The sequence below is a fragment of the Sorangium sp. So ce204 genome (genome assembly GCF_051526795.1).
Classification (GTDB): domain Bacteria; phylum Myxococcota_A; class Polyangia; order Polyangiales; family Polyangiaceae; genus Sorangium; species Sorangium cellulosum_B.
Window position 1 is genome coordinate 11,261,970 of sequence record NZ_CP150317.1, and the last position, 11,546, is coordinate 11,273,515.

Sequence of the window (11,546 nt, forward strand, 5' to 3'; positions counted from 1 at the left end):
CGGACGCGGCGCGCTCCGTGGTAGCCTCCCGGCCCTCGCCCGCGCGCGGGTGCGGCACTCGGAGGTCTGCGTCATGACAGGACAGCTTCTGGAAGAGGGCTTTACCAACGCTGGAATCGATCCGCGGCTCACGTGGCGCAACCCGCCGGCGCGCTGGGCGGTGGAGCCGGAGAGGCGCGTGCTCGTCGTCGAGCCCGCCGCGAAGACGGACTACTGGCAGCGGACGCACTACGGCTTTCGCAACGACAACGGGCCTTTCCTCTTCACCCGCGCCGGCGGCGACTTCGTGATGACCTGCCATGTGCGGTTCCGGCCGGCGCACCAGTACGACCAGGCAGGGCTCATGGTGCGCATCGCGGAGTCGTGCTGGCTGAAGACGTCGGTCGAGTTCGAGCCGGACGGCCCGAGCCGGCTCGGCGCGGTGGTGACGAACGCGGGCTACAGCGACTGGTCGACCCAGCCATTTCCCTCGGATCGTCGCGAGATCTGGCTGCGCGTCCGGCGGGAGGGGCCGGATTACCTCGTCGACAGCTCGGACGACGGCGCGGCGTGGACGCAGATCCGCATGGCCCACCTGCACGAGGACGACGGCGCGCGCGAGGTGGAGTGCGGCCTTTATGCTTGCAGCCCGCTCGGCGAGGGCTTCGTGGCGGAGTTCGGTCGGCTGCGGATCGCGCCGGGGCGCGCGGCGTGAGCCCTCGCGGGGTCGAGCGGAAGGGCTCGCCGGCCGGGAGCGCGTGGATCAGCGGGCGAGCGCCTCGAGGTGCGGAGAGAGCACCTCGGTGAGCCAGCTCATCACCGCGCGCACGCGGCGCGGCACGCTCCTGCCGTGCGTGTGGAGGAGCGAGACGGGCATCGGCGCGCACGTGAGGGAGGGTAAAACCTCGACGAGCTCCCCCGCGGTGATGCTGGCGAACTTGCCTACCCGCGGCGCCTGGATGATGCCCAGGCCCGCCAGACACGCCGCGAGATAGGCGTCAGCGCTGTTGACCGTCACCACGCTGCGCATCGGCCACTCGCGGTAACCGCCGTCGTGGGGGTACTCGAATGACGGCGCTTCGGCGCCGAGCGTCGACGAGTAATGCACGAGGAGGTGCCGATCGAGATCCTCGATCCGGCGAGGCGTACCGTACTGGTGCAGATAGGACGGGCTCGCGAGGTTCACCATCCGCAGGACGCCGAGCCTGCGGCCGACGAGGCCGTCGCCCCCCGGGGCGCCGACGCGCAGGACGCAGTCGAAGCCCTCGCGGAGCGGCTCGACGAGCCGATCGGTCGTGCTGAGGAGCACCTCGAGCTCGGGGTGGCGCGCGAGCAGCTCGGGCAGGCGCGGGATGATGACGTCGCGCGCGAAGTTCACCGGCAGATCGATCCGCACCCGCCCGCGCAGGCCCCGCGCGGCCTGGAACATCGCGCCGAGCTCGTCGGCCTCGAGCGCGAGGCGCCGCGCCCGCGGGAGGAGCTCCTCCCCGTCCGGCGTGAGGCGCACGACGCGCGTCGACCGCTGGAGGAGCCTGGTGCCGAGCTCGGCCTCCAGGGCCTTCAGCCGCAGCGACACGCGCGCCTTGGGCATGCCGAGGTGCTCGCCGGCGCGCGTGAAGCTGCCGAGCTCCGCCACCTTCACGAAGATCTTCAGCGATCCGACGTCGACGGTCATTGTTTCGATTGGCGAAACAGTGTGTCGGAGCCTCGGGCCTTCCGCAACCGGGATCGGGTCGCTATTCACAGTCGCAGACAGCGGCGAGCAGCCGCCACGGACAGCGGCGGGCAGCCGCGTCGCCATCGAAAGGACCCGACCATGAGCACATCCAAGCGTAGCCCCGTCGCCCTCGTCACCGGCGGGAGCCGCGGGCTGGGAAAGAGCATGGCGCTCCACCTCGCGGATCGCGGCGTGGACGTCATCATCACCTACCGCGGCGCCGCGGCGGAGGCGGCGGACGTGGTGAAGCAGATCGAGGCCAAGGGGAGGACGGCGGCGGCCATCGCGCTCGATCTGGGGAGCACCCGCGGATTCGACGCGTTCGCCGCCGCGGTGAAGGCGGAGCTCGCCGGTCGCTTCAAGCGCGATCGCTTCGATTACCTGGTGAACAACGCCGGCATGGGCGGCCACGCGAGCTTCGCCGAGACGACCGAAGAGCAGTTCGACGCGCTCATGAACGTCCACTTCAAGGGCACGTTCTTCCTCACGCAGAAGCTCCTCCCGCTCATCGCGGACGGCGGGCGGATCCTCAACGTCTCGTCGGGGCTCACGCGGTTCAGCTTCCCGGGCTACGCCGCCTATGCCGCGATGAAGGGAGGGGTGGAGGTGCTCACCCGCTACCTGGCGAAGGAGCTCGGGCCGCGGAAGATCGCGGTGAACACGCTGGCGCCCGGCGCGATCGAGACCGACTTCGGGGGAGGCGTCGTGCGCGACAACGCCGAGCTGAACAAGATGATCGCCGCCCAGACCGCCCTCGGCCGGGTCGGCCTCCCCGACGACATCGGCGGCGCGGTCGCCGTGCTGCTCTCGCCCGAGGGCCAGTGGATCACCGGCCAGCGCATCGAGGCCTCAGGCGGCATGAATCTTTGAGGCGCTCCGCGCTCGCGGCAGGCGCGTGGTCGTCGGGCCCGCGCCTGCAACGGGAGCAGCGAACACCACGAGCATTCCGACACAGAACGGCACAGGTCATCGAGCGCAACCGGGGCTTTTGCGAAGGAGCTCGACTGGCACATTTGGTGCTGAGTGGCAGCGCATCGCCAGGAGGCGAGCGCTCATGAGCAGGGAATTGCCTAATCATATCCTTCGAATCCTCGGGATCGGCATGCTCGCCGGCCTGTCGGTGACGCTCGGATGCCAGGGAGATACCAGCGTGCCAGCTGGCACAGGAGGCGCAGGCGGCGCAGGCGGCGCCGGGGGTGAAGGCGGCGCAGGAGGTCAGGGCGGCGCGGGCGGTCAGGGCGGCGCGGGCGGCGACCCGGAGACGTGCGAGTCGCAGCGGGGCGACCACGACGACGCCTGTTCCGCGGACGCGCCTTGCGCGATCACGCTCGACGTGGAGGTGACGTGCACCGGGTACGACTTCGCAGCGGGCGGGGTGCGGGCCGTTCCGGCGGCGGACGCGACGTACCTCGTGACGAGCAGCAACGCCCCGACGCGGCTGTTCGAGCTCGATGGCGGCGGGGCGACCCAACGCGACTTCGACGTGCAGTCCAATGCCGTGTACGTGGCGCTCTCGCCGGATGGAAAGGCGTACGCCGCGGTGGATGAGACGCAAGGCACCGGGGACGGCTATCCCGGCGGTGTCGTGTTCCTGCCGGTCGCCGGAAGCGCGGCCGACAAGCAGATGGTGTTCGATCGCGACGACAAATACGTGCCGGTCCTCGATGTCGCGGTGGACTCCCAGGGCGAGCCGCACATCTGGATCCTCACGGACGCGCCGGAGGTCATCGAGCACGCGACGCGCACGTCCGGCGGCGCCTGGGACGTCGCGCCGGCGAGCCTGCTGGCCGACAGCGGTTGGCCCCGCTTCGCCCTCGCGCCCGACGACGCGCCGCTTTCGTTCGGCATGGTCCAGGCGGGCTCCGACAGCTGGCAGCTCCAGGTGCTCGACGGCGCCACGAAGCGGAGCCTTGGCGCTCCGGTCCCCTCGGGCTCGCCGGTCCGTTACGAGCCCATCCCGCCGCCGAAGCCCGCCGGTGAAGCGACGATTCCGCGCTTCGCTGCGGTCGTGCAGCACCCCGACGGGCTGCGGCTGGAGAGCGCCGGCGAGGGCGACGTCGACGAGGTCGCGATCCCCGGCACAGCGACGCCGGCGTACAGCTGCCAGCGCGGCTTCGGCGACTCCCCGTCGCCGGGCTGCCCGGCCGACTGCCACGAGGTGACCTCCGGGCTCGAATGGTCGGCCTTCTCGGCCGCGCGCACGAGCGACGGCGACGTGTGGATCGCATTCCTGATCAGCCACCTCGACTGGACGATCGCCTACGAGGTGCAGAACGCCGATCTGCCGACGTGCGTCGGCAACATCGCGGCGGACGCGAGCCGCGGCGAGCTGCGCCTCGTGCGCGTGCCTGCCGAAGGAGGCGCGCCCGAGGTCGCTGTGACGCTGCCGCTGCCCGCGATCGCAGGCGAGAGCCATTTCAGCGATGTGTACCAGCGCCACCCGCTCGTCGATGTCTCCGCGTTCGGCACGGAGATCACCGTGGCCATGCGCACGCAGGCGTCGCGCGTGGGGCCCTTCACGGCCCGCGTGCTGCGCATCGACACGATGGAGCTCCGGCAGCTCGACAGGTGACCACGGGTGCGGCTCATGGTGAATGACCATTCCGACACAGAGCGGCACAAGCCATCGCGTAGGACGCCGGCTTTTGCGCAGAAGATCGACTGGTATGTTTGGTGCTGAGTGCCAGCGCATCGCAGGGATGCGAGCGCTCATGCACAGAGAATTGCAGTTGAACATCCTTCGAATCCTCGGGACCGGCATGCTCGCCGGCCTGTCGATGACGCTCGGGTGTCAGGGCAATACGGCATCTGGCACAGGAGGGACCGGCGGCGCCGGGGGCCAAGGCGACGCGGGCGGTCAGGGCGGCGCGGGCGGTCGTCAGGGCGGCGCGGGCGGTCAGGGCGGCGCGGGCGGCGCCCCGGGGACGTGCGATTCGCGGCGGGGCGACCACGGCGACGCCTGTCCGGCGGGCGCGCCTTGCGCGATCACGCTCGACGTGGAGGTGACGTGCACCGACTCCGACTTTGCAGCAGGCGGGGTGCGAGCCGTTCCGGCGGCGGGCGCGACGTACCTCGTGACGAGCAGCGACGCCCCGACACGGCTGTTCGAGCTCGACGGCGATGGGGCGACGCAACGCGACTTCGACGTGCTGACCGACAGCGACAGCGTCAGCGTGGCGCTGTCGCTCGACGGAACCGCGTATGCCGCGGTGAACGAGACAGAGGGCGGCGGTGACGACGATCGCGGCGGTCGTATCGTGTTCTTGCCGCTCGCCGGCGGCGCGACCGGGAAGCAGCTCGTGTTCGATCGAGACGACCCCTACATGCCGGTCCTCGATGTCGCGGTGGACTCCCGGGGAGAACCCCACATCTGGATCAACACGAATGCGCCCGACAGCCCCGTGCACGCGACGCGCACGTCCAGCGGCGCCTGGGACGTCGCGCAGGCGAGCCGGCCGAGCGGCAGCGATTGGCCGCGCTTCGCCCTCGCGCCCGACGGCGCGCCGCTTTCGTTCGGCTTCGTCGAAGTCGAAGATCTCCCCGGGAACTGGCAGCTCGTGGTGCTCGACGGCACCACGGAGCGCAGCCTCGGCGCCCCGTTCTACGCGAGCTCTCCGCTCGATTACGAGCCCGTCCCGCCGCCGCAGCCCGCCGGACAAGCGACGATTCCGCGCTTCGCGGCGGTCGTGCGGCACCCCGACGGGCTGCGGCTGGCGAGCGCCAGCGACGGCGACGGCGACGGCTTCGACGAGGTCGCGATCCCCGGCACCGCGCCGCCCACGTACGACTACGACTGCGAGGGCGGCGTCACCCCCGCCCCGCCCCCGTCTCTGGACTGCCCGGCCGAATGCCACGAGGTGGGCTCCGGGCTCCAATGGTCGGCCTTCGCGGCCGCGCGCACGAGCGATGGCGACGTGTGGATCGCGTTCCTGATCAGCCACATCGACGAGACGATCGCCTACGAGGTGCGGGAGATGAACCTGGAGCGGGTGTGCGTCGGCCACACCGTGGCGGACGAGAGCCGCGGCGAGCTGCGCCTCGTGCGCGTGCCTGCCGCCGGAGGCGCGCCCGAGGTCGCTGTGACGCTGCCGCTCCCCGCGATCGGAGGCGAGAGCTATTTCAACGATCTGCACGAGCAGCACCCGCCCGTCGATGTCTCCGCGTTCGGCACGGAGCTCACCGTGGCCATGCGCACGCAGGCGTCGCGCGAGGGGCCCTTCACGGCGCGCGTGCTGCGCATCGACACGTCGCTCCTCGCGCCCGCCGCGCCAGGCGACTGAGACGCGCGCCGCACCTCGACGCCTGGGTCCTCGACGCTACGAGAGGAGCCGCCGGATCGGACCCGGGCGCGCTACGGCTTGCGGAGCCGGCGCGAGGACACGAGCTCGAGCCCTCCCGTGCGCTCCGCGATGCGCTGGAGCGACGCGAGCAGCGCGCCGGCCTGCTCCTCGCCGAGCAGCGCGCGGAGCCGCCTGTTCACCGCGGCGCGCGCGGCGCGCCCCGCCTCGACCGCCGCCCACCCGCGGTCGGTGAGCTCCACGAGCCGGTTGCGCTGGTCGTCCTCGGCGACGCGCCGGCGCACGTAGCCGAGCTGCTCCAGCTCCGCCACCGCCTTCGAGGCGCCCTGCGCCGTGATGCCGAGCCGCTCCGCGAGCTCCCTCACCTTCACAGGCCCCGGGACGAGGTGCTGGAACACGTATCCATGGCTCGGCCGGAGATCCCCGTGGCCGGCCCGCTCCACGCGGCGCATCACCTCGTCGCTGTTCGCGGCCGCGATGGCGGCGAAGAGCAGCACGAGGTCCTCGTCCGGGCGCGCAGGCTTCACGGCCGGAGCGTGTAACCCGCAACCGAGGTTGCGCAAATGACGTTGACGGCCGCGGGCGGCGGCCCTATTCATCAACCAAGGTTGCGCAACATGGGTTGCGCATCATCGGGGTCGGGCGCGAAGGGCCGGACGGCTCGCCCGCGCGCGCCCGGGCCCGTGCTGCCCCGAGGAAGGGACGAAGGGACGAGCGATGCACCTCGCGATCCATGGCTCCTGCGACCCGGCGTTCGCGCCCGTGCGCGCGGCGTTCGCCTCGAATTTCGAGCGGTTTCCCGAGCTCGGGGCCGCCGTGTGCGCCGCCGTGCGCGGCCGCGTGGTCGTCGACCTCTGGGCCGGCTTTCGGGACGCGGCGAGGACCGCGCCGTGGCGCTTCGACACGATCGTGAACGTCTTCTCGGCGACGAAGGGCGCCGTGGCGCTGTGCGCCCACGCGCTCGCGGAGCGGCGCGCGCTCGACGTGGACGCGCCGGTCGCCGCCGCCTGGCCGGAGTTCGGCGCGGCCGGCAAGGGGCGCGTCCTCGTGGCCCAGCTGCTCGACCACAGCGCCGGCCTGCCGGCGCTCCGCGCCGAGCCGGAGGAGGGCGCGCTCTACGACTGGCAGGCCATGACCGCCGCCCTCGCCGCGGAGGAGCCGTTCTGGGAGCCGGGCGCCCGGCACGGCTACCACGCGGTCACGTTCGGCTTCCTCGTGGGCGAGGTGATCCGGCGCGCGAGCGGCCAGCGGGTCGGCGCGGTCCTCCGGGAGGCCGTCGCGGGCCCGCTCGGCCTGGACTTCCACATCGGCACCGGCGCCGAGCACGACGGGCGGATCGCCGAGGTACCGCCGACCATCGCGCGCCCGAGCGGCCTGGGCGGCGCGTTCGGCGCGAGCTTGCGCGACCCGGCGTCGCTCACCTCGATGGCCTTCACCAGGCCGCGCGACCTCGTGACGCCGGGCCTCGTCAACACCGCCCGCGCCCGGCGCGCGGAGATCCCCGCGCTGAACGGCCACGCGAACGCGCGCGCGCTCGCGCGGATGTACGGCGCGCTCGCGAACGGCGGGGCCCTCGCCGGCACCGCGCGCGTGCTGTCGCCGGAGGCGGTCGAGGCCGCGCTGGCGGAGCGATCGGCCGGGCTCGACGCCGTCCTCCTCGCGGAGAGCCGGTTCTCGCTCGGGTTCATGCTGCCGAGCGCCCTGCGCCCCTTCGGGCGCGGCCCGCGGACCTTCGGCCACCCCGGCGCCGGCGGCGCGCTCGGCTTCGCCGACCCCGACGCGGGGCTCGGGTTCGGCTACACGCCGAACCAGACGATCGCGAGCGGCCAGGGCGGCGACCCGCGGTGGCCAGCGCTGATCGAGGCCGTGTACTCGTGTCTATGACCGCCGGCCCTGCGCGGCGGGGGCGCGTGCGTGATCTCGCGAGCGAAGAGAGAGCTCAACGCAGAGACGCCAAGAGCGCAAAGGCGCAAAAATGCACGAATCGTTCTGATTTGCGGCTTTGACGTCAACGTCATTCGCGAGCTCGTCACCCACACACACGACATCGGGGAACAGCGCGCGCTGCACGTCCGCCGGCTGGGCGAGCGCCTGGACCGCTCTCATCAAGGATTGTTCCGAGGCGCGCATCGTCGTTCACGGCTTTCCATTGCCAGCGCTGACCTGCACCGGAGTTCAAGCAACCCGGCCATCAGGCGATGCGCGCTGCGCGGCGCCTCGCGCCGCCAGGGCGGAGGCCTCCTGTCGTCAGCTCATGAAGGGCCCCCGCCAGCGACGAGTACGTGGCCAGACTGCCCAGCTCCACGTCCACGAGGCTCCTGGCGAGCTCGGGGCGCACGCCGACCAGGAAGAGGCGCGCGCCGAGCAGGGCGACCGCGCGGCTCGTCTGGCCCAGCGCATGGGCGACCTGGGCGTCCACCGCCGGCACGCCGGTGATGTCGAGCAACACGAAGCGCGCCTCGTGCCGGCCCACCCCCTCGACAACGGCCGTGAGCACCTGGAGGGCGCGGTCCCGGTCGAGCGCGCCGATGAGCGGCACGAGCAGCACGCCGGGCAGGAGCGGGATGAGCGGGCAGCCGAGCTCGCGCACCGTCTCCGAGAGCGTCCGCTCGCTCGCATAGGCCATCTGCAGCTCCGCGTTCTTCGCCGAGAGCGACTGGACGAGCTCGCCGCGCTCGAGGGCCGCGGCGAGCAGCGACGCCCAGACCCCGACGGTGCCCTCGTCGCCGGCCAGCTCGCGGAGGGTCGGCCCCATGAGCGCCACGACGCCCCAGTCGCGCCGCTCGGTGCGGATCGGCAGCAGCATCATCATGAGCGCGCCGCTCGCGGCCGCGGGCGGCAGCAGGTGCTCCGGCGGAAACGCCTCCAGCCGATGGCGGCTGCCGATCGGGGGCGTCGCGCTGCCGTCACGGCTGTAGGCGCCGGCGACGACGAGCGTCTCCGCGTCCTCCCGGAGCGCAAGGCAGGCCCAGGTCGCGCTGGTCCTCGCGAGCCATGAGAGCGACATGGATTCCTCCTGGGAGCCGCTGACCAGCGCGAGGCCCACGTCGTGATTGGACCGCACGAGCATCCCGAGCTGCGCCACGAACTCGGCCTCGACGCTGAGCCGAGCCCGGGCGATCGAGAGGTGCGCGCCGTCCAGGAACGCCTCGACCCGCTGCGCGGACGCCGCATCCCCGCCCAGCCGCTCGCGGCGCCGCTCGTGGGACCGGCGGAGCAGGCGCACGATCGCCATCAACGTGCCAATATCGGAGGAGATGTCGACGGCCTGTTTGTAGGCGCGCTCCAGCGCCTTCGCCGGAGGGGGCGCGGCGCCCTCGATCGCCGCCTCATACGCCTCGATCACCAGGGCGACCCCCGGCCATACCGCGGCAGACGGCGTATCGGGCGGAAGGGGCCGGGGCGCGAGGAGCAGCTCGACCATCCGTCGACCCAGGTCGCCGCCGCCGTGCTCCCCCGACGCCGCGTCCTCGTCGAGGAAGCTCTGGACCACGTCGCATCCGCACGAGATCCGCGGGATCAACGTGTTCGGCGTGAGCACGAGCTCTGGCAGAGCCGTCTCGCCGGAGAGCATCGAGACGACGAGCTCACACGCGGCGCTCCCCAGCATCTCGAACTGCTGGCGCACGGTGGTCAGCGGCGGGTCGGATGTTTGCGCCTCCGGCACATCGTCGAAGCCGACGATCGCCAGCTCCTCGGGGATGCGGACGCCCGCCGCCTTCAGCGACGGCATCATCCCGATCGCGTTCTTGTCCGTCCCGAAGACGGCCGCCGTGCACGCGTTCCGCCGCGCGATGAGCCGCGGGGCGGCGTTCTCGCCGCCGGTATACCAGTTGTCGTCGGTCCGGATGACCAGCTCCGGATCGAGCGGTATCCCCGCCTCGGCGAGCGTCTCCCGGTAGGCGTCGAAGCGCTCGCGCACATCGGACTCGTGGAAGCAGCCGACGAACGCGATCCGCCGGTGCCCGTGTCCGAGCAGATGGCGCACCGCGCCCCGGATCCCGCTGTGGTTGTCCGGGATCACGGACGGGCAGTCGCCCTTGTGGACATGGGTGCCGACGACGACGAGCGGGACCCGCTCGGCAGCGAGCCGCTCGATGCCGTCCACCCCGATCACGACGATCCACCCGTCCACCTGTTCTCTGGCGAGCGAAGGGGCCTTCAGCGAGGCGGCCGTGCCGCGCATCACCAGCATGCGACAGCCGTGCTGCCGCGCCGCCTCGTGGATACCCGTCAGGACCGGGTTCCAGAACGAGCCGTCCAGGTAGGGGGTGATGACGCCCACGGTCATCCCACGTGGCGTCTCATGGGCGCCTGTACCGCGGCGAGGCGGCTCCGCAAGGCGATTCACGTCTTGCGCCGAGCGGCCGGCATCTCCTCCCGCCGTGGCCGGCTGTCCGCTCGCGCCATCTCCCTGGACCGGGCCGTCAGAGCTGCCGCCCCGCTGCTCCGGCAACTCGACTTCACTGCCCCGGCTACCCTGAACCATCGCCCCGGTCTCCCTGCTCCCCGTCCCACGGCTGCGCTCGCGTGCCCACCTCTATACCACGGTCCGGACGTATCCCTCTGCGACGGGGCGATGTCGAATTACTCGCTCGATGATTCGCTCGCAAACCACTTCGGTGATTCGTGCAGAACGCCAACGCTGCCAATCTTCCCATCGACACCCATGCGCTGGTCGCCATGATCGTGCCACGCGGCCTGCTCGTCCTCGACGACCCGCACCAAGATCGGTTGAGCGCGCCAGCCGGCCACACAACCGTCCTGCCAATCGCGGAGGTCTACGCAGCAGCGCCCGGAGCCGCCTGTTCACCGCGGCGCGCCCGCGCTCGGTGAGCCCCACGAACCGGTCGCACGGGTCGTCCTCGGCGACTCACCACCGCGTCGACCCACGCACGAGCTCTCCACGGGACGACGCGGGCGCCTACGGACCGCGCGGGGCGTCGGGCCCAGGCCATGCCCGCATCGCGGCCTCCACGGCCGCGCGGAGGCTCTCCCGTGACGCGCCGTCCCGCGCCTGGACCGACATCCCCAGCAAGACGGTCACGTAGAACGTGGCCAGCGCGGCGGCGTCGCCGCCATCACCCCCCTCGATCAGTCCTCGCTGGAGGAGTTCGATCGCCTCATGGCGGTGAACGTGAGGGGCCTCTTCGCCGCCACGCACGAGGCCGCCCGCCACATGGGCGAGGGCGGGCGCATCATCAACATCGGGAGCATCAGCAGCGACGGAGCGCTCATCCCCGGGATGGCCATCTATGCCGCGACCAAGGGGGCGGTCGCCGGCCTGACCCGCGGCTGGGCCCGGGATCTCGGTCCGCGCGGCATCACGGTCAACAACGTCCAGCCGGGCCCCGTGGACACCGACATGAACCCGGCCGACGGCCCGCTCGCCTCCGAGTTCAAGGGCCAGATCGCCGTGCAGCGCTACGGACAAGGCGACGAGGTCGCCGGCATGGTGGCCTACCTGGCCGGCCCCGAGGGCGCCTTCGTCACGGGCGCCAACCTCAAGATCGACGGCGGCTTCACCGCCTGATCTTCCCGAGCCGCGACCG

General features: G+C 72.0%; 9 protein-coding genes and 1 pseudogene. 7 read left to right on the forward strand and 3 right to left on the reverse strand.

Annotated features, from left to right (window positions below; all coding sequences use genetic code 11):
* The first annotated feature begins 73 nt into the window (after positions 1-73).
* Positions 74-694, forward strand: a complete 621-nt coding sequence (locus WMF22_RS42475) for a DUF1349 domain-containing protein (RefSeq protein WP_437295629.1) — start codon at positions 74-76, stop codon at positions 692-694.
* Positions 695-742: 48 nt separating this feature from the next.
* Here WMF22_RS42475 and WMF22_RS42480 read toward each other — a convergent pair whose 3' ends face one another.
* On the reverse strand, positions 743-1,654 hold the full coding sequence (locus WMF22_RS42480; RefSeq protein ID WP_437295630.1) for a LysR family transcriptional regulator: 912 nt from the start codon (positions 1,652-1,654) through the stop codon (positions 743-745).
* A 141-nt stretch (positions 1,655-1,795) separates the two neighbouring features.
* On the opposite strand from WMF22_RS42480, the gene WMF22_RS42485 reads away from it, so the two are divergent.
* The 3 genes from WMF22_RS42485 (at position 1,796) to WMF22_RS42495 (ending at position 5,976) form a co-directional block, all read left to right on the forward strand.
* Entirely contained in the window at positions 1,796-2,566 is a 771-nt protein-coding gene (locus tag WMF22_RS42485; RefSeq protein ID WP_437295631.1) for an SDR family NAD(P)-dependent oxidoreductase, read from the forward strand.
* Between the two features lie 184 nt (positions 2,567-2,750).
* Positions 2,751-4,268 carry a hypothetical protein gene (locus tag WMF22_RS42490; protein WP_438033434.1) on the forward strand — a complete coding sequence of 506 codons (1,518 nt, stop codon included), beginning with the start codon at positions 2,751-2,753 and terminating at the stop codon, positions 4,266-4,268.
* Between the two features lie 157 nt (positions 4,269-4,425).
* Positions 4,426-5,976, forward strand: coding sequence for a hypothetical protein (locus WMF22_RS42495; RefSeq protein ID WP_438033435.1), 1,551 nt, complete (start codon positions 4,426-4,428; stop codon positions 5,974-5,976).
* Positions 5,977-6,047: 71 nt separating this feature from the next.
* On the opposite strand, the gene WMF22_RS42500 is transcribed toward WMF22_RS42495, so the two are convergent.
* Positions 6,048-6,521 carry a MarR family winged helix-turn-helix transcriptional regulator gene (locus WMF22_RS42500; RefSeq protein WP_438033436.1) on the reverse strand — a complete coding sequence of 158 codons (474 nt, stop codon included), beginning with the start codon at positions 6,519-6,521 and terminating at the stop codon, positions 6,048-6,050.
* Positions 6,522-6,711: 190 nt separating this feature from the next.
* Here WMF22_RS42500 and WMF22_RS42505 point away from each other — a divergent pair, with 190 nt between their 5' ends.
* Positions 6,712-7,878 carry a serine hydrolase domain-containing protein gene (locus WMF22_RS42505; RefSeq protein WP_438033437.1) on the forward strand — a complete coding sequence of 389 codons (1,167 nt, stop codon included), beginning with the start codon at positions 6,712-6,714 and terminating at the stop codon, positions 7,876-7,878.
* Positions 7,879-8,185: 307 nt separating this feature from the next.
* Here the strand turns inward: WMF22_RS42505 and WMF22_RS42510 are convergent, their stop codons facing one another.
* Complete coding sequence (locus WMF22_RS42510) at positions 8,186-10,483, reverse strand: substrate-binding domain-containing protein (protein ID WP_438033438.1); 2,298 nt, start codon at positions 10,481-10,483, stop codon at positions 8,186-8,188.
* Between the two features lie 140 nt (positions 10,484-10,623).
* On the opposite strand from WMF22_RS42510, the gene WMF22_RS42515 reads away from it, so the two are divergent.
* Positions 10,624-10,830 carry a glucuronyl esterase domain-containing protein gene (locus tag WMF22_RS42515; RefSeq protein ID WP_437295637.1) on the forward strand — a complete coding sequence of 69 codons (207 nt, stop codon included), beginning with the start codon at positions 10,624-10,626 and terminating at the stop codon, positions 10,828-10,830.
* Positions 10,831-11,062: 232 nt separating this feature from the next.
* Positions 11,063-11,527 (forward strand): annotated as a pseudogene (locus tag WMF22_RS42520) (SDR family oxidoreductase); the annotation flags it as partial.
* Between the last annotated feature and the right edge of the window lie 19 nt (positions 11,528-11,546).